Source organism: Amycolatopsis sp. lyj-23 (assembly GCF_046549135.1).
Lineage (GTDB): Bacteria > Actinomycetota > Actinomycetes > Mycobacteriales > Pseudonocardiaceae > Amycolatopsis.
This window is the reverse complement of the sequence record NZ_JAJPWN010000008.1, coordinates 355,198-377,283: the sequence shown is the minus strand read 5'-3', so window position 1 is coordinate 377,283 and position 22,086 is coordinate 355,198. Positions and strand designations below refer to the sequence as shown.

Annotated in this window: 27 protein-coding genes; 6 read left to right on the top strand and 21 right to left on the bottom strand. The window is 66.8% G+C overall.

Annotation, left to right across the window (positions count from 1 at the left end):
* Nucleotides 1-40: 40 nt before the first annotated feature.
* From ACLJPY_RS22260 to ACLJPY_RS22235, 6 genes are all read left to right on the top strand, one after another.
* A complete protein-coding gene (locus tag ACLJPY_RS22260) occupies nucleotides 41-715 on the top strand; it encodes a hypothetical protein (RefSeq protein WP_410591127.1) in 675 nt (224 codons plus the stop codon).
* 113 nt (nucleotides 716-828) lie between these two features.
* Nucleotides 829-1,065, top strand: coding sequence for a hypothetical protein (locus ACLJPY_RS22255; protein ID WP_410591125.1), 237 nt, complete (start codon nucleotides 829-831; stop codon nucleotides 1,063-1,065).
* A 96-nt stretch (nucleotides 1,066-1,161) separates the two neighbouring features.
* The gene (locus tag ACLJPY_RS22250) at nucleotides 1,162-1,479 is read left to right on the top strand and encodes a hypothetical protein (RefSeq protein WP_410591124.1); all 318 of its coding nucleotides are present in this window, start codon (nucleotides 1,162-1,164) and stop codon (nucleotides 1,477-1,479) included.
* A 64-nt stretch (nucleotides 1,480-1,543) separates the two neighbouring features.
* Complete coding sequence (locus tag ACLJPY_RS22245) at nucleotides 1,544-1,891, top strand: hypothetical protein (RefSeq protein WP_410591123.1); 348 nt, start codon at nucleotides 1,544-1,546, stop codon at nucleotides 1,889-1,891.
* Between the two features lie 268 nt (nucleotides 1,892-2,159).
* Complete coding sequence (locus ACLJPY_RS22240) at nucleotides 2,160-2,498, top strand: hypothetical protein (protein WP_410591270.1); 339 nt, start codon at nucleotides 2,160-2,162, stop codon at nucleotides 2,496-2,498.
* On the top strand, nucleotides 2,488-2,760 hold the full coding sequence (locus ACLJPY_RS22235; protein ID WP_410591122.1) for a helix-turn-helix domain-containing protein: 273 nt from the start codon (nucleotides 2,488-2,490) through the stop codon (nucleotides 2,758-2,760). The genes ACLJPY_RS22240 and ACLJPY_RS22235 overlap by 11 nt, the downstream gene beginning before the upstream one ends.
* Before the next feature lie 48 nt (nucleotides 2,761-2,808).
* On the opposite strand, the gene ACLJPY_RS22230 is transcribed toward ACLJPY_RS22235, so the two are convergent.
* From ACLJPY_RS22230 to ACLJPY_RS22130, 21 genes are all read right to left on the bottom strand, one after another.
* Complete coding sequence (locus ACLJPY_RS22230) at nucleotides 2,809-3,237, bottom strand: hypothetical protein (RefSeq protein ID WP_410591121.1); 429 nt, start codon at nucleotides 3,235-3,237, stop codon at nucleotides 2,809-2,811.
* A 187-nt stretch (nucleotides 3,238-3,424) separates the two neighbouring features.
* Complete coding sequence (locus ACLJPY_RS22225) at nucleotides 3,425-3,829, bottom strand: histone-like nucleoid-structuring protein Lsr2 (RefSeq protein WP_410591119.1); 405 nt, start codon at nucleotides 3,827-3,829, stop codon at nucleotides 3,425-3,427.
* A gap of 389 nt (nucleotides 3,830-4,218) precedes the next feature.
* Entirely contained in the window at nucleotides 4,219-4,734 is a 516-nt protein-coding gene (locus tag ACLJPY_RS22220; RefSeq protein ID WP_410591118.1) for a hypothetical protein, read from the bottom strand.
* Between the two features lie 34 nt (nucleotides 4,735-4,768).
* Nucleotides 4,769-5,719 carry a sigma factor-like helix-turn-helix DNA-binding protein gene (locus tag ACLJPY_RS22215; RefSeq protein WP_410591116.1) on the bottom strand — a complete coding sequence of 317 codons (951 nt, stop codon included), beginning with the start codon at nucleotides 5,717-5,719 and terminating at the stop codon, nucleotides 4,769-4,771.
* Nucleotides 5,720-6,102: 383 nt separating this feature from the next.
* Nucleotides 6,103-6,402: a hypothetical protein gene (locus ACLJPY_RS22210; RefSeq protein WP_410591115.1), complete on the bottom strand. Its 300-nt coding sequence runs from the start codon at nucleotides 6,400-6,402 to the stop codon at nucleotides 6,103-6,105.
* Between the two features lie 4 nt (nucleotides 6,403-6,406).
* A complete protein-coding gene (locus tag ACLJPY_RS22205; protein ID WP_410591114.1) occupies nucleotides 6,407-6,865 on the bottom strand; it encodes an endonuclease VII domain-containing protein in 459 nt (152 codons plus the stop codon).
* Entirely contained in the window at nucleotides 6,850-7,599 is a 750-nt protein-coding gene (locus ACLJPY_RS22200) for an HNH endonuclease (RefSeq protein WP_410591113.1), read from the bottom strand. The genes ACLJPY_RS22205 and ACLJPY_RS22200 overlap by 16 nt, the downstream gene beginning before the upstream one ends.
* A gap of 14 nt (nucleotides 7,600-7,613) precedes the next feature.
* On the bottom strand, nucleotides 7,614-9,473 hold the full coding sequence (locus ACLJPY_RS22195; protein ID WP_410591112.1) for a DNA polymerase: 1,860 nt from the start codon (nucleotides 9,471-9,473) through the stop codon (nucleotides 7,614-7,616).
* Nucleotides 9,474-9,556: 83 nt separating this feature from the next.
* A complete protein-coding gene (locus tag ACLJPY_RS22190) occupies nucleotides 9,557-11,905 on the bottom strand; it encodes a phage/plasmid primase, P4 family (RefSeq protein WP_410591110.1) in 2,349 nt (782 codons plus the stop codon).
* Between the two features lie 306 nt (nucleotides 11,906-12,211).
* Nucleotides 12,212-12,895 carry a hypothetical protein gene (locus tag ACLJPY_RS22185; protein ID WP_410591108.1) on the bottom strand — a complete coding sequence of 228 codons (684 nt, stop codon included), beginning with the start codon at nucleotides 12,893-12,895 and terminating at the stop codon, nucleotides 12,212-12,214.
* Between the two features lie 55 nt (nucleotides 12,896-12,950).
* Nucleotides 12,951-13,370 (bottom strand): hypothetical protein, encoded by a 420-nt coding sequence (locus ACLJPY_RS22180; RefSeq protein WP_410591106.1) that lies wholly within the window; start codon nucleotides 13,368-13,370, stop codon nucleotides 12,951-12,953.
* A gap of 15 nt (nucleotides 13,371-13,385) precedes the next feature.
* On the bottom strand, nucleotides 13,386-14,087 hold the full coding sequence (locus tag ACLJPY_RS22175) for a hypothetical protein (RefSeq protein ID WP_410591104.1): 702 nt from the start codon (nucleotides 14,085-14,087) through the stop codon (nucleotides 13,386-13,388).
* Nucleotides 14,088-14,324: 237 nt separating this feature from the next.
* A complete protein-coding gene (locus ACLJPY_RS22170) occupies nucleotides 14,325-14,903 on the bottom strand; it encodes a hypothetical protein (protein ID WP_410591103.1) in 579 nt (192 codons plus the stop codon).
* 71 nt (nucleotides 14,904-14,974) lie between these two features.
* Nucleotides 14,975-15,763, bottom strand: a complete 789-nt coding sequence (locus tag ACLJPY_RS22165) for a hypothetical protein (protein ID WP_410591101.1) — start codon at nucleotides 15,761-15,763, stop codon at nucleotides 14,975-14,977.
* Between the two features lie 228 nt (nucleotides 15,764-15,991).
* The gene (locus ACLJPY_RS22160) at nucleotides 15,992-16,261 is read right to left on the bottom strand and encodes a hypothetical protein (RefSeq protein ID WP_410591100.1); all 270 of its coding nucleotides are present in this window, start codon (nucleotides 16,259-16,261) and stop codon (nucleotides 15,992-15,994) included.
* On the bottom strand, nucleotides 16,258-16,803 hold the full coding sequence (locus tag ACLJPY_RS22155; RefSeq protein WP_410591099.1) for a hypothetical protein: 546 nt from the start codon (nucleotides 16,801-16,803) through the stop codon (nucleotides 16,258-16,260). The genes ACLJPY_RS22160 and ACLJPY_RS22155 overlap by 4 nt, the downstream gene beginning before the upstream one ends.
* Before the next feature lie 106 nt (nucleotides 16,804-16,909).
* Nucleotides 16,910-17,761 (bottom strand): peptidoglycan-binding protein, encoded by an 852-nt coding sequence (locus ACLJPY_RS22150; protein WP_410591097.1) that lies wholly within the window; start codon nucleotides 17,759-17,761, stop codon nucleotides 16,910-16,912.
* Nucleotides 17,762-17,980: 219 nt separating this feature from the next.
* Nucleotides 17,981-18,796: a hypothetical protein gene (locus tag ACLJPY_RS22145; RefSeq protein WP_410591095.1), complete on the bottom strand. Its 816-nt coding sequence runs from the start codon at nucleotides 18,794-18,796 to the stop codon at nucleotides 17,981-17,983.
* A 91-nt stretch (nucleotides 18,797-18,887) separates the two neighbouring features.
* Nucleotides 18,888-19,976, bottom strand: a complete 1,089-nt coding sequence (locus ACLJPY_RS22140; protein ID WP_410591094.1) for a hypothetical protein — start codon at nucleotides 19,974-19,976, stop codon at nucleotides 18,888-18,890.
* Nucleotides 19,973-21,121, bottom strand: a complete 1,149-nt coding sequence (locus tag ACLJPY_RS22135) for a hypothetical protein (protein ID WP_410591092.1) — start codon at nucleotides 21,119-21,121, stop codon at nucleotides 19,973-19,975. The genes ACLJPY_RS22140 and ACLJPY_RS22135 overlap by 4 nt, the downstream gene beginning before the upstream one ends.
* A gap of 28 nt (nucleotides 21,122-21,149) precedes the next feature.
* Nucleotides 21,150-22,082, bottom strand: coding sequence for a hypothetical protein (locus tag ACLJPY_RS22130; RefSeq protein ID WP_410591090.1), 933 nt, complete (start codon nucleotides 22,080-22,082; stop codon nucleotides 21,150-21,152).
* Nucleotides 22,083-22,086: the final 4 nt, after the last annotated feature.

Genomic DNA, 22,086 nt, shown 5'->3' with positions numbered 1-22,086 from the left:
CCGCAGTGCGCGCCCGGCTCCCTGTCGCAGGTGAGCCGCCATGCATAGGGAGATCGGATCGGAGGACTTCGCCGCCCTCTACGTCGTGGGCGTGATCATCCTCGCGGCTATCTGTCTCGCCGCCGCCACGACGTACGCGAGGGTCACGCGCAAGAGCCCGTACCGCGCCTTGGTCGGCTTACTCATTGCAGTCGCTCAGGTGCTGTTTGAGTGGTTGATGCCGAAGGGGCGGCACACGAACTACGACGAAGCGACGTCGGTCGAGGCACTGAAAACAGCTCTCAATGACGAAAAAGAACGAGAGATCGCTTCGGCGGTGACCCAGGTGATACCGGTCGTCTCGGAGCCTGCCACGCGACCGACTCTGACGTGCGCACCACAAGAGAGCACCGCGGCCGGCGTGGGGTGCACACCACAAGAGCCGCAGAAAACCCGCTCGGTACACCGTGCGCCCGTCGAGGCAAATTTCCTCGATCACTTTGACCCACCATACGAGGAACAGCCGACTAAACGCGCCTTTCCTAGCGCAAAAGAAATAATGGATACCTGCACGGACGTCGCAGCTTGGCCGCCTACCTCCGGCGACCTACCCATGAGGTCGGTAGAGCAGCGAGATCCAAAAAGGGCGCGGCCGTACGTCGCCATTCCCGAGCAGACCTCCGGGCGGCACGCCTTGAGAGAGCACACCGAAATCCCGGAGTCAGTTTCAATCTGATCTCTGGCCCATCAACCTGCTTGCCGCCTCTTTCTTGGGTGCAAGGCGGCAAGTTGGCCCTGTTGAGCCAAACAGCAGGGTTGGAAATGTCAATTTAGAGAAAGGACCGAACGATGCTCGATCTCTACTCGATTCCGCTCAAGGGTGACCCGCTGACGCTCTGCGGCGGGAACGTCGGCGACGCGGGTACGGCCGAATCCTGCGCGCTCGTGACGCCCATCCCCGGTGTGGACGGGGCCTACGCGGTCGGCGACACGAAGCGGGAGGGTCAGCAGGTCCGTTTCACCGAAAGGGAACTCCTGAACCTCAAGGACTGGCTGAACAACCGGTTCGGTGGGGTCGCGGCCTGACTCATGCACTGGCACGGCTACGCCTTCGCGGGACACAAGACCGGCGGCAAAAACGGCGCTAACAACGGCGCGCAGCGAAGCCCCGAGGGAGGTACGGTGTTTTACAACTCCCCGACGCCGCCGTATCTCCTCGCCTGGTGGCTTCTCAAATCGCCTGCGTTAATCGCTGGCACCTGGAACAGCTCGAAAGAAGCCGCGCGTTGGCTCGACAAGTCTTTTCGCGACGCTAACGCGGGTAACGTCGATGAGCAGTTCCTAGCGTTTCGGTACGAGTACTCGTCGGGTTCAATCGCGCGCGGTGTAGATGCCGTCTGGGATTGCTGGCTTCCCGATGGCAAGTTCGCGTGCTGGAACGTGATTGCATGTTCGCCGAATCGCGAAGCTGAAATCCCGTGCCCGCTCGATAAGAAGTAGCTCCGAAGGCCCCGGCACTGCGAATCGTGTCGGGGCTTTCGGGGTTTGGGAGATTGGAAAGTACGTGACCGAAGAGGGCTGGAATGCGGCGCGTGAGAGGTTTTGCGAACTGGCAAGACTTCGAAGTCGGTCACACGACCCGAACTTCAGCGAGGCCGACAGGGTGCCCCTCCTGGGCTTCAATGCGCTAGTAACCGAATGGTACCGCGAGGGAGTCGTAAAAGACATCTTGCGCCCTTTGCTGGAGTCTGAGGAAAGCGCCGTAAGATACTGTGCTGCAATATTTCTGATGCGAATGGGCGCACCTGACGAGGCGCTTACGGTTTTGAGCGAGCTTGAATCTATTGGATCATTCATTGCCGGAGAGGCCGAACGAAGCCTTCAGCGACGCGACAACGGCGAACTTGAATAACAGGAAATTATAAGTTGACTAGTAAGAGACTTACTGCGCGGGAGCGAGCAATTCTAAACGCCTTGGCGAGCCTCAAAAAGGGCCTTACCTATGCCGAGCTTGGGCGCGCCTTGAGGCTTGAGACGAAGGATTTTTATACCGTGGTTGCTACGCTCCGCGGACGCGGCATGATTGACGGAAAGATGGAATTGCGCCAGGGTGCAGAGATTCCAAGCAAGTATCTGTACTGCACCCGTGCGGGCCTATCCGCATTGGCTAGGTAAAACTTATGACGCACCTAGAAAGTATTCTAGAAGGTTTCACGCTCGACGGTTGGCAAGCGCACGAGGCAAAGGCCGAACGGCTCGTGAGCGAGCTAACTTCCGAGAAAAGCGAAATCATTGCCGCGATTCATAAGCGTGGAGGACTTACGTTTTCCGACCTGTGTCGACTTACGCAAGTTGAGCCAACGCGGATCTATGAAATAGTAATTGACTACGTGCGCGAGGATGTTATTCAAGAGCTTCGACCGTATGCAGGCACATTGAAGCAACGTCGCTACTTCTATTGTGGAATGTTCGGTAACTCACTGATTTTTACGCTGGGACTTGACGGACATGACGAATAAGGAGTCGCTAGGAAAGCTGGTACACGACGAGCGTCGAGCCCAAAAACTTAGTCAGATTAAGCTTGGTGAACTGGCGACGCTCAGTCAAACGACGCTTTCTCAATTGGAACTAGGTAAGCGTCAGTTGCGATACGTCACAGATGTTGTGAGAGTTGCCGACGCTTTGGGGCTCTCTCGTAATAAATTTGTTTTACAGGCCGTCTCTGATTACAGGACGCGGCAAGAGTCAAAGTCTCGCCCGTGGTACGCGGAGCCACTATGAAGGAGGCCCCCTCCCGGCGCGGGGAGGGGGCCTCTGTGGTTCAAGAAATCAGTTCTCACACTGCTTGGGGCCGTACTTCTCGTTCTGGTGCGCAAGGGTGCTGTCATCTGCGCTGCGCACGGCGACGCTTTGAAAGTCCGTCTTCGTGTCCCGGGCGGCCTTCGTGGCGGCTTCGCAGGCGGCGACCGTGGCGGCCTTGTCGGTCTTGGTGAATGTGGACCAGACGATCACAGCCTTGCCGTCCAGCTTGACCGCTGACACTTTCCCGGCCCAGGTCTGGCCCTTCGTGGCGGCGGTGAAGTTGTCGACGAGAGCGGTACTGGTGTCGGCGGCCGGTTCCGCCGCCGTGGTGGCCGTCTGGACGGGCGCGGACGCCGGGGCCTGGGTGTCGCTGCTCCCGCAGGCGGTGAGGCTCAGAGCGGCGAAGACAGCGGCGGCAGTCGCGGCGGTAAGTCGAGTGAGGTTCACGCCCGGCATATCGTCGCCAACCGGGCATTAGTTACTTTGTAGTGCACACCACACAAATGCGGATACAGAAAAGCCCCCCACCCGTGAAGGTGGAGGGCTTCCCTGTTCGGGTTAGAAGCGGCGTGTAAGTCCGTCCCGGCCCGAAGCGCGCCCAGGCTACCAGCCATGGACGACACTTCGGGACCGACCTTCGGCGTTACTTCCGCGCCGCAGCCGTCTTGCGCGGAGTGCGCTTGCGGGCGGCGGGCCTGGACAGCTTCGGTTCTGACTCCGCCTTCGAAGCGCGGTACTGCTCCAGCACTTCGGCGGACACGCGGCCGATGGCCGCAACTGCAATGCCGTTCTCCTGCGCCCACGCGCGGGCTTCGCTGGCTTCGCCGTTGCGCTGCGGCGGCTTGGCCGCTCCGGTGCCTCGGTTCTTCCGGCCACCGACCCGCCGGGCGGCGGCGACGTAGCGGGCAAGCTCGTCCCGCAGCGCGGCGGCGTTCTCCTCGGACAGGTCGATGGTGTATTCGACGCCGTCCAGGCCGAAGTCAACTGGCGCTGCTCCCTCGGAGCCGTCGATGTCGCACAGCACTTCCACGGCTACACGTTGTGCCACGTGATAGATCCTTTGCTCTTGATTCCTGCGATGTCCTCTCAGCTTATCGCCTTCGTGGCCTTCCGTGTTTCATTTTCGAGAGATCCGTGTTTACTTCTTTGCCATTTGTGGTGAGCACAACACAGCGGTTCTGGCGCCGGCCTCGGGTGCGCGTGGCGTGCACACCATAAGACCGGGTCCGCGGCCGGCATTCCGGTGCTCGTGGTGCACACGCCAAGGTCACGGCTTGATGGCTGCCTCCGGGTACCGCTCGTCCGTGACGACGTGAGTGCGCGGGAAGCCTGCCTTCGTCCGGCACTCGCGGACGCTGAACGACGTACCCGAACGCAATTCCTTGATGTGATGAGTGACGCCGTGTTCGCACGGGGAGACCCGGCGAAGTGACGAACTCATGCGACGGGTTCGGGCACGTCGCCCGCGACCCATTCCGCCGCGTCGAAAAGGTCGACTTCGGGCACCTCGAACACGGTGGCCGTGATGCGCAATGCGGTCGCGCGCCGGAGGAGATCGGCGAACGGCGGGGCCGGGACGTCGGCGGCCGGGTCGGTGTCGGCCGTGGTGGCGGTGAGGGTCAGCCGGTCGGCGAGGTCGGCCGCGTCGGTGTGGGACAGGATGACGTCCCGGCAGGTGCCGCCGTCCAGGCAGGCGGAGAACAGGATTCCGGGTTCGTCGGTGGTGCGCCCGAGGAACAGTCCGGCGACGGTGCCCGCCTGCCCGGTCTGCGCGGACAGCTCCCGCAGCTTCGCGGCGATCTCGTGTGCCTGCGGGGCGGTGAACTCCAGCTCGGCCGTGTCGGGCTGCCCGTCGTCGGAGTCGGACTCGTGGACGGTGAGCACGGCGGACGAGCCGGACACGGCGAAGCCGATGTAGTCGTCTTCGTCGCTGACGCATCGATAAATGTGCATTTTTATTCCCCAAGAAGGTGATGAGCGGTGCGCCCTATGCGGGGCACGGAATGGTGGCGCGGGTGCGTTGCCGGACGATGTCGGGCACGGTGGCGGCCGGTTGGTCTTCTGGTTGGTCCTCGTCGTCGGCGAGCCCGAGGCCGGCCGCGGCCCGTCCGAGCTTGACCAGCGCGGATGCGCGCAGGCGCTTCACGTGGCGGGTGGACATGCCCAGTAGTTCGGCGGTCTCCTCCGTGGTGGCGGCGAGCCCGTGCAAACCGAAGATTGCGGAAATGACGTCGTGTTCGCGCATGGTCAATTCCGCGTGCTCGATGATGCTGTGCGCGGTGATGCGGTCGTCCACCCGGTCGAATGCGTCGGTCGCTGCGGGGTCGGCCGTGGTCTCCGCGAACGTCAGTCCGGCGGAGGTCGCCGAGTCGCCCCACTGCACCGGTGCGCCGAACGCGGAGCCGTGCACGGCCCAGAAGTGCCCCAGCGTCCACGCGAAGTGGTTGCGGGCGTACTGCACGGCCGCGAGGGTGTTGTACGTGTCGTCGGCGTTCATCGTGGCGTTCAGGGCCTCGCGCAACCGGCGGCGTTCCCTGCCGGGGATGGGCGGCCGTCCCGGTCGCTGCGAGTCGACCAGGTCGACCAGGTACCGCCGAAGCGCCCGGCCGATGTACGGGCCGACGGCCCCGCCGAACCGTTCGGTGACCATGCCCGTGCGGATGTCCTCGATCAGCCGGAGCGCGCCCTCCTGGTGGAGATCTTCCCGGCTCAGTGCCGCGTCCCCGGCGACTCGTCCGGCCGTCCGCTCCAGGTCGGTCGCTACCCGGACGTAGAGCGGCAGCTCGGCCCCGCGATCTCCGGCGGCGGCTGCGTGCGCGAGGTCCGGCGTCGTCCGGGGGTCGGCGTTGGCCTCCCCGGCAAGTGCGTTGTTCGCAAGACGTGCGATGTGCCCCGGTAGAGCTGCCCCCTGCGCCTGGACCGGTTTGCCCGCATCCATCCGCTCACGCAGCGTGTCGACTAGCGCTCTCTCCCGGGTGGTACCCGTACTCAACTCTTCGTCCTCCCCTTGACCCTCATCGCGTCCCCCGACCCGATCCCCCGACCTGCCAAGCTATCCGCCCGAAGGGGCACCCCGCTTTCGTGAAAAAAGTTCGCCAAAACCTGTAACGCGCAGCTCAGCGCCTTTACCTTCGGATGAACCGGCTTGACTTGATCATGTATCCGCAGCTCGGGCGCCGGTTTTCGTCCGAACATGTGTTCGAGTTCGCGAGATACCATGCCGCTGGCATTGTGGCGAGTGTCACATTCTCAGCGTTTGCTCAGTTGCTCTGTTGGAGTGGTCTTTGTGGTGTGCACGTCAATACAGCGTGCAACCGGGCGCTACGTCCGGTCGAACGCCCGCACGGCGCGGGTGGCGCAGCGCTGGGCTTCCTCGGCGTGCAAGACCGCTTGCGCGGCGTGGCGGCGGGTGCGGTCGGTCGCGGTGTACAGGCCGCTGTCTTCGCGGGCGAGCACCAGGTCTTCGACGGGACGGTTCACGCCGTCGGCGGAGTGGGAGACCAGGCCCCGGGGCGGGGCGACGGCCGCCACGTCCACCAGCTCGGCGACGGCGGCGAACTTCTCGGCGGCCTGCCGCAGGCGCGCGGCGATCGTCACGAAACTGTCTGTCTTCAGGCTCAACGCGTCAGCTCTTTTCGTTGTCGGCAATGGCTAGCAATTCGTCTCCGCGCGCGAGATACGCGATGGCCGCGCGCAGGAGGTCCGGCGACTCGCGGAGGTGGCCAAGCCCTGCGTTGCACGAGTGGCACAGCAGGGCGCGCACTGTGCCGGACTGGTGGTCGTGGTCGACCATGAGCCCGAGCGGCAAGCGGTCTTCGTGGCGTCCGCACAGGGCGCACCGGTAGCGCTGCGCGGCCCGCAGCTCGTCCACGTCGTCGGCGGTGATGCCGTACCGAGCGACGTACCGGCGGTTGCGGGCGGTGTCGCGGGTCGCCTGGTGTCGGATGGCGGCGGCCCGGCGGGTGCACTCGGCGCAGACACCCCGGCGGCCGTCCCGGCTCGAAGTCCGCCGGTAGAACTCGCCCAGAGGGCGTGTGGTGCCGCAGCGGGCGCACACCTTCCGGTCGGTCAGGCGGGCGTCCACGAGCGCCACACCTCCCGCACGGCGGCCCGCTGGTCCTCGGGCAGCTCGGCGAGCCTGCCGGGCAGCCACCCGCCGACGGCCCGGCCGCCCTTGGACAGGTTGCAGTCCGCGCAGGCGGGCGCGAGGTTCCACGGCGCATCGTCACCGCCCAGCACCAGGGGCCAGACGTGATCGATGTGCGCGGCCTTCCCGCCGCAGTAGGCGCACCGGTCGCGGTAGAGCCGCCGCAGCCACGGCACGTCATACGGCAGGGCGTACACGGCACGTTCAGCGGCCCGTACAGCGTGGCCCCGGGCGCGTTGCCGATCCCGGTAGGACGGGAACACCCGGTACGCCTGGTCCCCGAACTCACGGAAGTACCGCACGGCCTGCGCGGCGAGCGCGTCCAGGCAGGCCCGCACGTCGGCCGCCGCCTGTGGTGCACACGCCAGGCCATCCGAGGCCGGCTCGAGTACGCCCGTGTGGTGTGCACACCATGCCGGCCGCGGTGCCCCCGGTTGTGGTGCACACGCCAACGCGGCCTCCGCCTCGGCCCGCAGCGCGACGTGGTGGGCCTCGGCCCGTAGCGCGGCCTGGTCCACGTCGCCGTAGCGGGCGAGCATCCCGGCGGTCTCCTCCCGACGCCGGGCCTTGAAATACGCCGTCGCGCACGATCGGCACAAGAACAGCTTGCGCGGCCACATCGGGTAGACCCGCACGCCGTCGGTAGCGCCGCAGCGGCACCGCGCCATCATTTCCCCCTCATTCCTCATCCGGCGGCCCCGTACAGGGACCCCCACGTGCGTCCGCCGATCTCCAGGTCGGTGGTCAGCGGCACGCCGAAAAAGTCGTCGACCGCCATGGCCGTCTGAATCTCCCGGCCGATTTCCTGCGCGTCAGCGGCCGGAGCCGCGAACACCACTTCGTCGTGAACCGGTAGGCGCAGGTATTCCGTCAGCCCGCGTTCGTCCAGCCGCAACAGCGCCTCGGCGAGCACGTCTCGCGCGGTGCTCTGAACCATGTAGTTCGTTGCTGCGTAAAGCCTTCGTCGGTCCAGCGGGAGCCGTCGCCCGGCCGGGGTGACGACTTCCTTTGCGCCCCACTCGGCGCGGTTTTGCAGGCGCTTCGAGTACCGGCGCACTCCCGCATACGCGCGGTCGTAGGCGCGGATGGCGGCCTTGACCTGGTCCAGCGGTGCCCCGGTCTGTCTGCTCAGCGTGTCCGGGCCGCCGCCGTAGACCTTCCCGAACCCGATCCCCTTGCACACCTTCCGGTGGTACTCGGTGAAGCCGGGGCCGTAGATCAGCTCGGCGGTGAAGCCGTGCAAGTCCTTGCCCGCGTGGATTGCAGCGGTCATCTGCGCGTCGCCGGACAGCGCGGCCAGCACACGCAGTTCCACGGCCTGGTAGTCGACCGTGCCGACGACGCACCCGGGTTCGGCTTGCATCGCGCGCCGGATGACCCAGTCCCCGGACGGGAGTTGCTGAAGCGGCGGACGGGAAATCGACATCCGGGCGGTGCGGGCCTGAAGGCTTGCGATGTCCGGGTGAATTCGGTCCTGCCCGTCGCGCCGGGACAACATGGCGTCCGCATAGGACGTCGCCCACTTCGACGCCCGTTTCGCGCGAAGTACCGCGTCCGCAAGGGGATTCGCCTCACGCGCGCCGATCCGCTGCCACTTGCGGTCCAGGTCCGCGAGCGGCAACAGCACCTCCTTGTCGACCTTGAGCGCGCCGGATTCCGTTGTCTCCGTGAGGGTTTCGCCCATCCCTTCAAGCGCGGCGGCAATCTGCGCAGGCGCGTTGACCGACGACACCCCGAACCGACGGGCAACCGCGCTCCACTCGTCGGACTCGGCCAGCAGCCGAGCGGCAAGGGTCTCGGTGTACTCGACGTCCAGCAGGAACCCGCGCGCCTCCATGCGCGCGCACACCAGCGCTACCGCGTGCTCGAACTCCGAAAGCCGCGTGTACCCCGCGAACTCGATCAGCGGACCCAACGCGGCGAACAGCCGGGACGTCAGGATGACGTCAAGCCCGGCGTACAGCGTGTACAGCGGATGGTCCAGGGCGATTGCGGCCCACCCGGTTTCCTTGGTGTGCCCGATCTTCCGGAACTCGGCATACAGCCCGGCTTGCGTGTCCGGCGCGTCCGGGTCGACGTGCCGGGCAGACAACGGCTTGAGTCCCTGCCCGATACCGCCGGGGTCCTGCGGGCCGCGCGGGTCGAGCAAGTGCGCCAAGATCCGCGTATCGGTGATCCGCCGCCACAAGCCGACCAGGTCCACCCCGAGGTGCGCAGCCACGGCGAGCGCATCGAACTTCGCGTTGTGCGCCAACAGGTACGGCAACGTGTCGAGCGCTTCCCGCACGGCCACGTGTGGTGTGCACCCCAGGCCGGCCGCCGGGTCGACCGGAAGCACCCACGCTTCCCGCTCCGTGCCGAACTGCACCAGCCGCACCCGAAAACCGGACGCGTAGATGTCCAACCCGGTGGTCTCGGTGTCGAACGCAATCGGCCGATTGTGGTTGCGGCGGCACCAATCCAGGAACGCGCGGACGTCCTCGGCGGTCTCGACGTTGCGAATGATGACCGGCTCTCCGGCAACCCGGTAATGCTGTACGCGCATGGTCCCCCTTGCCGTGAGCGCGCAGAACAAACCGGGCCGCAAGGGAAATCCCTCCGCCCGGTCAGCCTGCGTGGTGGTTGCGGTCAGCCCGCGTGGATCTCATCCGGTCGCGCCAGGCGCACCCCGAGCAGCTTCTTACCCGCGTTCGCCCGGACGCTTTTCACCTTCCGGGACTCCAAGTTGCGCGTGAATTCCCGTGGACCCCAGCGAAGAACCTGCATGACCTGTTCTTCGTCACGCCAGTTCTGGAACGCATCCCACGCGGCTTTCTGCAAGATGCTGCCCTGCGGGTCGTGCACCAGGACCCCGGGCAGGAACCCGTCCAGCAAATCGGACTGTTGCCGGTACTCCGCCACGGCGGCCCGCACGGACGCGGGCTCACGCAGGCCCCCGGCGTACCACTCGGCCGCCCCTTTCACTGCCCACGCAAGAATCCCGGGCGCTTCGTCGAGCAGCGTCCGGGCCAACGTCGGGTCCTTGTCCGCGTCACTGAACGATCGGGTGAACGGGATAAGCCTTGTCCTGCGCCAAAACCCGTCATCCTGCCCGCGCACGTCGGGCCGGTAGTTGGTGGCCATGAGCATGAGCGCGGTGGGCTGGAACGTGAAGATCCCCTTGTACAGCTCGCGCGCGGTGACCGGGTCGCCTGCGGTGAGCTGTTTCAACAGGGCTTCGTTCAGCCGCAGCCCTTCCGACAACTCGGACAGCACGGCGAGCCGGACTCCGCGCAGGGCAGCGAGTGCGGGGTTTGCCGCGCCCGGGTCGTAGCTGCGCTGGTAGGCGACGGCCGCCTGTGACACGTGCCCGGTGATCCCGCGCAGCACATCGGCAAGGGTGTTGACGAACACGGACTTGCCGTTGGAACCGTGCCCGTAGAGCAGGGCGAACGCGTGCTCCCGGGTCTCGCCGGTGATGCCGTACCCGATCAGCCGCCGCATGTAGCCGGGCAACTCGGCGTCGTCCGGGAAGATCTCCCCGAGGAACTGCGTCCATCGTGGACACTGGGCGGCCGGGTCGAAGTCGGCGCGGATGAGCTTGGTCAGCCGGTCGTCCCGAGCGTGCGCCCGGAGCTGCCCCGTCCGAAGATCCACCGTGCCGTTGGCGAAGGTCAACAGGTGCGGGTGTGCGTCGAAGTCCTCCACTTCGTGTCCGGTGATCGTGCGTAGGTGTTCCAGCGCGGCGCGGATGCCGGAATCCATGTGCATCCGGCGGGTGGTCTTCAGCGCTTCCTTGTACGCCAACGAGTCCCCGCCGTGTGCCTCGCGGATCTCGGCTAGCTCGGCCGTCATCGCGTCGGCGACCCGGTGCCCGATGGCGCGTTCGCGGGTCGTGCTCATCACCGACCACACTTTCCCGGTCCAGGTGAGGAACCCGACGCCGTCCACGTAAGCGGTGTCTGCTCCGACGATGTCCAGCGCCCGGCGGGCGTTCGCGATGTCCGTACCTTCCATCGGGACCCGTTCCCGGCGCGCCTTGGTGGGCTTCGGCGGTGTCTTCTCCGGCGCAGTCCACGCGGGAGCATCGGACACGGCCTGGTGCAGCGCGGCGGCGAAGGCGGCTGTCTCGGCGGCGCGCCAGTCGGCGAGGTCTTTCCGCCCGGCCGGGATCGTGAGCACCCGCGCGGGGCGGCCCAGCTCGGCCAGGCGCGCGCCAAGGGCCGCGTTGAACTCGCGGCCGGAGGTGTCGTTGTCCCCGGCGAGCACGAACAGCGCCCCGTCGGCCGCGCCGTCGACCAGCTCCCGCGCGGTGCGCTCCGAGCGAGCCACCCCCGACCCGCGCACGGCCACGGCGGTGTACCCGGCGGCCACGGCCGTGAGCGCGTCTCCCGGCCCCTCGGTGACTACCACCGTGTCGAAGCTCCCGGACGTGCGGAACACGCCGGTAGCGCTCCAGCGCATCGCCTCGGCCGGACTCGCGAGGTTCACCCAGCGGGCCGGGCAGGCTCCGCCGACATCGCGGCCCTGAAGCCCGCGCGGAGTGCCGTGCCAATCGACCATCGGGACGACCAGGCGCGGGTGAGCCGTGTACGCCTGTGTCCGGTAGTCCCGGCCCCGGATGCTCACCGTGCCGTCGTCGTAGCCGAGCTGAAGTTCCCGCCCCATGTCTTCAGTCACGCCGAACCGCTCCAGGGCGTAGGCGGCGCTCTCAGAGCCGGGGAAGCGGCCCGCTGCGGCGGTGACGTACTGCATGAGCGCGGCGACCGCGCCCGGGTCGAGCTCAACCGGCGGTGTGTCGGACAGCGTCGGCTCACCGGTCACCCGGAACAGGTCGGCCGTGGTGAGCCCGGCCGCCTTCAGCACGGCGTCGGTCGAGCACCCGGCGCGGCAGTGCACCAGCGCCCGCCCGTCGGGCTTGAGCGAGACGAACAGCGACGGCCGCCCGTCCGCGTGGGCCGGGCAGGTCACCAGGACCCCGCCCCGGTCTTCCAGCACGGCTCCGCCGCCCAAGTGCTGTAGCAGCGCGTCAACGTGCAACGTGGTCCCCTCCGATCAGATGTTGGCGTGTGCACCACGAGCCGCACGGCGCCGGCCTCGGCCCCTCGGTTGGCGTGTGCACCACAAGGCCCCCGAGGCCGGCTCGAGTGCGGCCGGTTGTGGTGTGCACACCAGCGGCCCCGAGGCCGGCCGCGGACCCGTGGTTGACGTGTACACCACGAGCCCGGCCGGGGCGGAAACGAGAAAAGGCCCCCGGAGCCCGTCCGTGTGGACAGGCCCCGGGGGCGGGTGAAGCGTGGGTGCCTACGCGGCACCCGTGATGGTGATCTCCGGACGGTGGTACTCGACGTGGCGACCGGCCTTCGTGTCGTACTCGACGAAGGTCAACTTCAGGTCGGCCCGCACGGGACCGTCCGCCGCCGACAACGCGCGCTCCAGCTCCGGCAGGTCGTTCACGAGCGACCACGAGCCGGACGAGAACAGGAACATGCCGACGTCCAGGTCATCCTTCAGCCGGAACCGCAGGCTGATATCCGGCTTCGGACCCCGGCCGCTCTTGGCCTGTTCCTTGCGCTTGGCCAGCTCGCGCGGGCAGCCGCACGCCTCGCCGATCTCCTCATCCTCGGGGTGACCCTCGATGAAGTACGCGCCGTCACAGATGTGGATCGGCCCGGCCTGCCCGTACAGGGCCATCCGGGTACGCAGCGCAGCCGCGTTCTCGATCACAACGGGCACGCTCGCGGCGTCGGTCATCACCTGAAGGTTGTCGGACTTGTCGGTGTCCCACTCCTCCGGGGTGCCGCCGTACAGCTCGGCCATGCGGTCGGCGACGTCCGGGTCATCGGTCGTCACGCGCCACTCGGACAGGGCCTGCGGGCGGCGGCCGATCAGGATGCCCGAGCGGAACCGGCCGACGATGTCGTCGGCGAAGGTGTTGCGCGGCTTCGGCTTGGAATCCGGATCGGTCTCGAAAATGCGCAGCGACAAATGCGCTCCTAACTGTCGCGTGTGGACATCGTCAGCCCACAGGGGTTGCGGAAACTCAGAACCGGAACGGGTACTCCCGGTACGGGCGCGGGGTGCCGTAGAACAGCCCGTCCAGCAGCGGGGCCACGCGCCGGGCAGCGGCCTTCTGCTCCTCGGCGAGCTTGCGCGCCTTCTCGGCCCGCTCGCGCGCGGTCCGTTCGGTGGCGGCCTTGTCGGCGGCCTTGAGCAGCGTCGTGCCGATCTCGCGGGCCTGGTCCTCCGTCAGCGGCAGGCCCTTGGACTCGCCGGTCTCGGCGGTGATCTTCACCGTGGCGGCGTGCATGTCGTTGCCCGCCAAGCGGTTGACCCGCAGCGTCCGGCGGTGCGCGGTGACCTCGGCCGGGAACGGCGAGATCTCCTCGACCCGCGCGCCGGTCGGCAGGGCCTTCGGGTCCGGCTTGGTGGTGGTTTCGTACGTGACCTTGTGCGTTGCCATGAAACGGTTTCCCCTCTACTTGGTGGTTGCGCGACGTTCGGAACCGGTGGAGGCCACGGACTCGAACAGCGGCTTGCCGATGACGGTTGACGACTCGGTGGTGACCCAGTCGAACACCTTGCGCAGGTTCAGGAAGTGGCCGAACACACCGACGTCGACCCGGGCCGGAACGAGCTTCCAGCCCTCCGGCCGAAGGTGCAGGACCGCGCCCGCGTGGATCTCCGGAATGGGGACCTGTTCCCCGTCCTGTGTCACGATGTGGTCGGCGAAGCTGTACGCGGAAAGCTGTAGCGCCACCTCTTCGTGAACCCCGGAGCGCGTCGACTTCGCATCGAGCATCACGGTTTCGCCGTCGATGTCACAGACGGCGTCGAAGGAACCGGCGTACTTGTAGGTGTCCGACCACACCGCGTCTTCGATGAACCGGTAACGCGGCTGGTAGCGGTCGTGAAACTCGTTGATCCAGCGGACGTAAGGTTCCAAGTCCGGGTGCTGCCTGCCGACCTTGTCGCCCCGGGCGAGCTTTTCGTACAGGGCGTGGACTTCCGTGCCGACGTCGGCGGCTTCGTTGGTCGTTCGGCGGTGCGCCCGCTTGAGGTAGTCGACCGCGCCGCCGGGGTCGTTCATGGCCAGTCCGACCACGGGGCCGATGTTCGAGACGGCCGACTCGGCGGTGACCTTCGCGGCCCAGTAGGTCAGGAAAGGCTTGGGAAGCATGGAAAGTACGGAGGTGACGCCGGGGACCTTCTCGCGGGTCTCCGGGTGCACGTAGAAGCGTGAGCCTCCGCGCTTGATGGTTTTTACTGCGCTCACTCGGTTTCCCCTCTGTCGCGCTCTCTCGTCTCGTTCAGTGGCGGTAGCGGCGCGCGAGGGGACACGGTTCGACGAGAAAGTTTTCAGACACGAAAAAGCCCCTGTCCCACAAGGGAAAGGGGCTCAGTCGTCAGACGGCGTCTACGGGGCTCCTGGACTCAGTCGAGCGCGCAGGCGGGTGCAGAGTGCGGCGGTGTCGGCGAGTGCGGCCCGGACCAGCTCAGCCGTCTCGGCGTCCAAGGTGGACGCTTCCGGCGACTCGACGAGCGCGAAGGCAAGGGCGTGCAATTCGGCCACCCGATCCGGCAGGCTCGCCGGGGTATCCACCTGATCGGCGTCCGGGCGGGGCGCGGGCTTGCGGCGCGGGGCGTTGCGGTCGTGCGGGTTCAGGTCGTAGGCGGTGAGCGTGTCGGCGTCCAGGCGTCGGCGCAGTTCGATGCCGACTTGATGGCGGACCGCTCCTTGCACCCGGCGGGAGTCCTCGCGCGACAGTCCGGCCGCTTCGTACAACGCAGCGACGGCCGTGCGGTACGCCTGCGTCTTCGCGGTGTAGTCCGGGCGGCCCTGGTCGTCCTGGAAGGTCTCGCGCAGGTTGACCAGCAGGCGGCCAAGGTCTTTCTTGGCGTCGAGCGAGTTTCGCAGCGCTGCGGCCCGCGCCAGCTCGGCCCCGTCGGCGACAAGCGCGGCCTGCCGGGTCGTGAGGTCCGGTTGTTCTCCCATGCTCCCCACCTTCTCACAGGGGCGAGCCCGGTTCCCCGGACTCGCCCCGTGACCATGGTAACGCAGCTCAGTCAGGCGGCGTCGGCGTCTTCGCGGGGCCGGAACGGCTCGTCGCAGTCACCGCAGATGATCGCTCCGCGCTCCAGGCGACCCGGGGTGATCGGGAAGGCGTCGGGTGTCTCGCAGCCGCACACGGCGTAGATCCGCTTTCCGCCGCGCGACCCGCCGCGTGCTCCGCGTCCCCGGCCGGAGCCGCCGTCTCCGCCGCCCTGTCCCGTGGTGCGTCCGGTCTTGCCGTTGCCGCCGAAGGACTGGCCCTTCTCGGCGCGGCGGCCGTCGGCGAGGAACGCGAGCCGGGCGGCTTCGAGCTTTTCAATCGTCTTTTCGTACTTTTTGGCGGTCTCGTCGGTGATCTCGACCTGAGAGAAACCGATGGAGCCGTGCGGTTCCTTGCCCTCGGGCCAGATGAGGCCCAGTTCGTTCGCGGCCTTCACGAACGTCTTGTTGTGACGGCCGTTGATGTTGGTCCCGTGCTCGCCCCGCGTGTGGTTGAGGCTGTGCGCGGCTTCGTGCAAGAGGGTCTGCATGATCCGGCGACCGGGCAGGCCCAGCAGTTCGCCCGAGACGAACAGTTCCGGCATTCCCTTCGTGATCTGGTCCACGAAGTTGATGTCCGCGCCTTCCTTGCCCTCTTCGTCCTGCGTCCAGCGGCCCGGCCAGAAGTGCGCCCACTTCGGGTTCTTGCCGTGGAAGCCGGAGCCGGTCACCACAACCACCTCCGCCACGTCGGCGTTCTTGCGCTGGATCGTGCGCCAGGCCGCTTCGATGGCCTTGATGATCTGCGATCCGGTGTTCGTCATGTCCGCCGTCCCTCCGTCGTTGCCGTTGAGACCAACCTATGCTGCGTTACCATGGTAACGCAGCTGTTTGTGGTGCACACCACACCGACCAGCTGGACCCGGACTTGGTGTGTGCACCACACGGACAGGCCCACGGCCGGCCTGGGGCGGCTTGTGGTGTGCACGCCAACCACAGGGCCGCCGCCGGCCTCGGGGTCGTCGGTGTGCACACCACAAGCACGGGCCGGGTCAGTCGGCCGGGACGGTCTCCGGCTCCAGCTCGGGCGCGGGCTCGACGTCCTCGAACTCGTATTCGTGGGCGCTCAGGCTGCGCTGATCGGCCGGGACGGTGGTCACCCGGCGGTGGATTTCCACGCCCGCGATGAGCGAGACGACGGCGGCGGCCACGTCCAGCAGCGGGCCGTCCGGCAGACCGGGCACCAGGTGCGCGAGCAGACCGACCAGGGTGGCGGCGAGGGTGAGGACCAGGGCCGGGAACCGGCGGATGTAGGCGATCACAGCGTGTACTCCTTCACGAGCTGGTGGACGCGGTCGGCGAGCGCGTCCGGGGTGGAATCGTTGGTCACGGTCACGTCCGCGCGGATGGCGTCGGACTCGGTTTCGGACACGTGCGGGTCGAGATCGGACAGGCCCGGCCGCCGGATGCGCAGGATCACGAACCCTCGCGAGCGCAGCTCCGCCGCCTCGTTCTGGAACCGCACGTCCGGGACGACCACGGGGCCGTGAACCCGGCGGACGTGGTCGGTCAAGGCCGTGATCCACACGTCCGGCCCGAGGGTGTCTCGCGCGCTCACGCCGAGCCGCTGAAGGAACCGGCGGGCCTCGGGGTTGTAGTCCTTCGCCCGCTCCCAGCCGAGCCGGTCGACCGCGTCGGCGAGCCGGTCTCCTTCGTGCAGGATCGGGCTCGTGGCGTAGGCCATGGCCTTGAGCGGGTCGGCGAAGGCCAACCGCGTGTACCCGTGTTCCCGCACCAGCACCCCGGCGGCGGTGTCCTTGCCCGACCGCATCCGGCCGACGATGCCGACAGACCTTCGTGTCATCGTGTCCCCTCCCTGTGGCTGCCCCTTGCGTCGTGTTCAGTGGCGGTAGGAGGGCATGAGGGGACATGGGCGGACCGGTGACTTTCCCGGCCCGCCTCGGGGCGTCTCAGAGCTTCAGAGCCGCGAGCGTGCGCGGACCCGCGATGCCGTCGGCGACGAGCCCGGCCCGGCGCTGGAACTCACGCACCACGCTTTCCGTACCGGCCCCGTAGACGCCGTCCGCCGTGAGATGCGAGTACGCCGGGTACCAGGCGTTGAGCCGCCGCTGAAGCGCGGTGACCGCCGGACCCTGTGCACCGCGCTTGAGCGTGGTCCCCGTCGGCGCAGGCGTAGAACCGCCCCCGCCAGTGCCAGCACCAGGACCGCCAAGACCGGCAGTGATCCGCGCCCAGGTGGCGGGGCCGACGATCCCGTCTGCGGTGAGGTGCTGGGCGGACTGGTAGCGCTTGACGGCCCCTTCGGTGTCAGCTCCGAAAATGCCGTCCGCCTTGAGACCAAGGTATCGCTGAACAAGGGCGACGTCGGCCCCGGTGGAACCGCGCTTGACGGTGGCGTGTCCGCCGGAGCCGGGGGCAGGAGGGGCGGGGGTGCCGCCGTTCAGCCGGGCCGCAACCGCAGCCACTCGCGCGTACGGCGCGTAAATCTCGAAGTGCATTTCGTCGCGACGGCCGGTGTAGTCCCCGCCCCAGCGGACCACGCCGTCCACTTGGGACAGAATGCGGTGGATCTCGGCGACCTGCGCGCCGGTGAACGTGCCGACCGCGCCGAGGGGGTGCCGGGTGGCGTTGGCGTCCACGGCCGTAGCGCTCGCGTGGTTGCTCGTGGTGGTGCTGCCTCGGATCGGGCGGTTCGCATAGCCCCAGTCGTCCGCGCCCGCGTCCAGGTCTTCCACGCGGCGGTCGAACTGGGCGAGCACCCAGACGAGCACGTCTCCGGCCGGGCCGTCGGCGACGACCACGCGGACGTTCGTTCCGGGCACCGTGCGGGACCGGCGGGCCGGGTCGACGGGCCAGCCGTTCTGAGACACAGCCATATGAACTCCTCTGCGATGAAGGGAAAGAGGGAAAAGTCGGGCCCCGAGGCCGGCCGGGGCCGGGGTGGTGTGCACACCACAAGGGGCGTGCCCGCGGCCGGCTCGAGTGCGGTTGTGGTGCACACGCCGCGCCGGGCGTGCCAGTCAGTAGCCGAAGCCGCGCGGCTCCAGCGGCCACGCGCCGAGCTGGTCCGGAAACGGCGAGGGCTCCGCCGGAGACGGCTCCGGAAGGTCCGGGGTGTCGAACACGGGCGGCGGGAGCGGCGGAACCGGCTCCGGCAGGACCACGCGGCCGGGCTGCGCCGGATCGGTCGGGGGCGGCTCGTCGGTCGGCGCGGGCTCGTCCTGGACGGCGGCGCGTCGTGCCCGCAGTGCGGCGCTGGTGGCGGGCGTGCCTTGCAGCAACGTCCCTTCCGCCGTGGCCGTCGGGTACGTCGAGAGCGGAGAAAGGAACACGTACTCCGGTTCGAACGCCAACACGGGAGTGGTGTTTTCGGTCGGCGTGATCCAAGTCAGCAGAACGTTTGCTTGCTCATTGGTGAAACCGTGCGCGGTCGCGTCGTCCCACACGTCGGCCGGTCGCGTGTAATTCACGTGGTCCTTGGTGGCCTGGACGTTGTACCGGACGACGCACTTGCGGAGAACGGAGACAACCTCGGTGTCTTCCCATTCGTCCAGCGGCATTCCGTGAAGCCACGCGACTTCGAAAACCTGGACGTTATAGCCGTTCGGATTAGTCAGACCGTTCATGGTGAACGTCCGCGTGTTCGTCGTCAGGTTCCCAAGCGTCGCGGTGAACCGGAATTTCATCGACGCTTGGCCGAAGACCTGGACCATGAACCGCGCGACCATCACCGGATATTTCGGATTGACCAAGCCCACGGTGTAGATCGCTCGTTCGCCGTTCTTGACCCGCATTTCGCGGGCCACGATTCCGTCCACGGTGGCGAGCCGATCCATGTAGGTGACTCTCCGTTCGCCGCGCTCTAGTGCGCTAATGCGTTCGGACAGGCCCCGGAATTCGGCTTGCAGGGACGGCGGCAAGGTGGGATTAGGCATTCTTGTCATCACTCCCGAATACGTCGCGGGATGCTGCGGTGAGCGTGATCTGTTCCGATCCAGACTCGTCGACCGATACGGCCAGCTCCGTGATTCGCCACATGCCATCGATCGGGACAAGGCCGTATCCGCCGCGCACGGTCAATGCGTCGCCTAGGTCAAAATCATCCAGGCCCGGCGAGCTTTCCGGATATAGGGCGATGGACGGAAGAACGATCGGGGCCGCGCCGATACGAAGCCGTTCTTCCGCCTTCGCCTTCAGCGTGGCGTATTCCTTGATGTCGGAAAACGACTCGACGGCTTCCAGGCGCGGGAAGATCTTCGACGGCTGCCCGGCCGACGCCCACACCTGGTCTGCGCCGTCGCCGGAACCGAGCGCGAAAGCGTGCGTCACCACGGACTTTCCGCCGATACTGGCGCCGCCGATGTCGCAGTTCCGGCCCTGCTCCAAGGTCAGAGCTCGCGCACGGCCGACGGCCGGATAGTGCACCCGGAACGTGGTGATCAGATCTTCGCCGCGCCACGCACTATCGAACGAGAAATCAAACCCGTCGATAACGGTGGCGAGCTGTTCGACCGCTTCGCCGATTCCCTTATGTTCGGAACTCTTGTATGTTCGATCCCGCTTGACGCCGGTTTTCTCAGTGCCGTACTCGACCATTCCCAAACGGGAGCCGTCGCCGTACTGCCCGGCGTGCTGAAGCAATGCCCGTGCAATATCGGCCTGGTCGACCTGAGTAAACGCGGTGGTCGCGTGGTAGTGCCGAAGCCGGTAGTAGCTCAACCATCCTTCGCATTGCAGTTCCATCGTTCCGGCGGCGAAATCGGCTTGCCCATCCCACGCAAGCCCGGACCAATTGATCCGGCCGTTGCGTTCGATGTAGATAGCCGTCGCACCGCCGGTAACGATGGTCTGCCGGTTCACCCGCTTGATGAGCGGGTTAAGTGGAATGGTGATGTTCGCTGACCCGGGAGCGTTCAGCGTATTGGAGTAGCTGAATTTCTCGGCCGGAAGCTCGCCGTGAATAGTGCCCGATAAAACGTCCTGGAACAGGACCCGGTAATTTGCACTCTTGGTCAAGGGCCGCGCCAGACGGCGGTAAACCCGCTAATCTGATCGTTGGTGGATTCCCGGGTGATGCCGGCCGCGTCCTGCGAATATGAGTAACAACTGAATGTCGCGCCCGCCGGAAGCTTTTTCGATGCCTTGGCGTTGACATTCAGAGTGGAACCTGAAGTGCTGTCCTTGGCCCACAGATTCGAGGAGCTTGCGCCGATCATTGCGTACTTGTCGGTGGACGCGAACGTATACCGCAGGTTCAGCGTAAAGTCCCACCAGCCGGGCCGGGAGATCGTGAACACGCCATTGGAATCGAGCGAAATCCCCTGCGGTGACGTGATGACGTTCGGAAACGTGATCACCTTCGGGCTTGCGCTCGTCGACTGGTTCGCGGTGATGCTCCAGTCTCCGCCGGGCGTGGTGCCGCTCATGTCGGCGACCAGCAACCAATCCGTGCCGCTCCAGCGCAACAGCACCCGGTCCGTTGCCCGCAAAACGATCTGATTCACGTACGGCGCGGTGACCTCGGCCGTGCTGCCCACGATCTGCACGCCGGGGCCGATGCGCTGCCACGTTGCGCCGTTGTAGATCCAGGCTTCCCGGTTGACACTGTCGGTCCAGACCTGCCCCGGCCGGTTGAACGGTGGGCGTTCCGAGCCGTAGAGCGACGGTCCGGAGATGTATTGCTGTCCGCTGGAATAGCGGCGCTCCGTCGCGGACGGCTGGATTCCCTTGGACTGTGCGGGAATCACGAAGTCCTGAACGACGTAGGCGGCCGGGATGACCGGCGCTTGCGGGGTCGCGGCCGGGTCGCCCTTGCGGATTTCCAGGAACCAACGGCCTGTCTCCGATGCCGTGGCGGGCGAGACGACATAGGCGACCAGGCGGTCTATCCGGTCGCGGGTGGCGTCGGCCGGGTCGAGCGTGAGCACGGTGGACGCCGTCGCCTCGACGAAGTACACGCCGGTTTCCGTTGCGGGCGAGGGGATCGCGACGCGGCCGGGTGAGACGGTGACCGTGGAGCCGTCGAGCGAGACGGCGAAGTCGGTCACGCCGAACATGCCGACCTGACTGCCGATCAGGCGACTGAGAATGCGCCGGACGAGCCCGGCAGAGTACTCCGTGTTGTCACTGAAAACCGGAGGTGAATCCATCTGCTTTATCAATGCCATATGGTGCGGAACTCCGATTCGGTTACACCCAGGCGCTTGACCATTCGCACGTCAACGACGCCCCGTCGCCCGCTGGTCCGGGGTCGAGACGGGAGCCTTGGAAAGCGAATTCGGTCATGCCCGGCGGGCAGGTGAGCCACGTATTACCGGTACCCGCCGTGGTGAAGCGGGGAGCCGTGCTGTTCAACAGCACTTCGTGCGTGTAGGTGTCGACGTCGAGCCATTCGCCCGCAAGCAGCAGATAGTTGAATGTGAGCCGTTCGGCCGTCGCGAGGTTCACGATTTGCGGCGTCTCCACGGGGCCGCGCACGATGAAACGCGGGTACGTCGTGAACGTCCCGTCGTTGACGACCCGGATTATTCCGCGTTCCGACGGGACCCCGAATTTGATCGGGAACCGGAACGGCGCGCGGATTCCGCCGCCGGATGCGTCCGGCACGGGAAGCGTGGTGGACACACTGCGGATGACCGGGTCCACGATGAGCGGGCTACTGCAATACAGCTCCACGGTGACCATAGCCAATCCGTGCGCGTATTCGACGTTGACCGGAATCGTGCGCTTTCGGACGCGCGCGGCCACAAAACGGATTCCGCCCCCGGCGATACCCGGGAAGCGGAACACCAACGGGGCGTCCGGTTGGGCCGGGGCGAACGCTGCGGTCACGGCGTCCAACGCGGCGGCCAGCTCGGCGCGCTCGCGTCCGTACACCTCGATGGTCAGCGTGACCGTGCGCGAGCCGAGGTAGTCCGACCCGCTCACTTCGCCGTGGCGGCTCAGAGTGGCCCGGTCGGAGGTGCGCATACCCGGAACGTCCAAGAGCCCGTCTACGGCCGCGAGGGACAGCGGAGAGTCGGGGGCACCGATGACGAGCCCTCGATACTCCGCCGTCCACTCGTCGGCGACGTCGGCGGCGGCGGCCTGCGCTGCGGAGAAAAGCTCCGGAACGATTTGCATTCGG

Coding starts and splice junctions, on each gene's coding strand:
- ACLJPY_RS22200 (WP_410591113.1), bottom strand. CDS start 7,599: ATGATGGCGCGGTGCCGCTGCGGCGCTACCGACGGCGTGCGGGTCTAC.
- ACLJPY_RS22180 (WP_410591106.1), bottom strand. CDS start 13,370: ATGGCAACGCACAAGGTCACGTACGAAACCACCACCAAGCCGGACCCG.
- ACLJPY_RS22260 (WP_410591127.1), top strand. CDS start 41: ATGCATAGGGAGATCGGATCGGAGGACTTCGCCGCCCTCTACGTCGTG.
- ACLJPY_RS22220 (WP_410591118.1), bottom strand. CDS start 4,734: ATGCACATTTATCGATGCGTCAGCGACGAAGACGACTACATCGGCTTC.
- ACLJPY_RS22235 (WP_410591122.1), top strand. CDS start 2,488: ATGACGAATAAGGAGTCGCTAGGAAAGCTGGTACACGACGAGCGTCGA.
- ACLJPY_RS22240 (WP_410591270.1), top strand. CDS start 2,160: ATGACGCACCTAGAAAGTATTCTAGAAGGTTTCACGCTCGACGGTTGG.
- ACLJPY_RS22255 (WP_410591125.1), top strand. CDS start 829: ATGCTCGATCTCTACTCGATTCCGCTCAAGGGTGACCCGCTGACGCTC.
- ACLJPY_RS22165 (WP_410591101.1), bottom strand. CDS start 15,763: ATGACGAACACCGGATCGCAGATCATCAAGGCCATCGAAGCGGCCTGG.
- ACLJPY_RS22155 (WP_410591099.1), bottom strand. CDS start 16,803: ATGACACGAAGGTCTGTCGGCATCGTCGGCCGGATGCGGTCGGGCAAG.
- ACLJPY_RS22145 (WP_410591095.1), bottom strand. CDS start 18,796: ATGGATCGGCTCGCCACCGTGGACGGAATCGTGGCCCGCGAAATGCGG.
- ACLJPY_RS22195 (WP_410591112.1), bottom strand. CDS start 9,473: ATGCGCGTACAGCATTACCGGGTTGCCGGAGAGCCGGTCATCATTCGC.
- ACLJPY_RS22215 (WP_410591116.1), bottom strand. CDS start 5,719: ATGGATGCGGGCAAACCGGTCCAGGCGCAGGGGGCAGCTCTACCGGGG.
- ACLJPY_RS22130 (WP_410591090.1), bottom strand. CDS start 22,082: ATGCAAATCGTTCCGGAGCTTTTCTCCGCAGCGCAGGCCGCCGCCGCC.
- ACLJPY_RS22170 (WP_410591103.1), bottom strand. CDS start 14,903: ATGGGAGAACAACCGGACCTCACGACCCGGCAGGCCGCGCTTGTCGCC.
- ACLJPY_RS22175 (WP_410591104.1), bottom strand. CDS start 14,087: ATGCTTCCCAAGCCTTTCCTGACCTACTGGGCCGCGAAGGTCACCGCC.
- ACLJPY_RS22230 (WP_410591121.1), bottom strand. CDS start 3,237: ATGCCGGGCGTGAACCTCACTCGACTTACCGCCGCGACTGCCGCCGCT.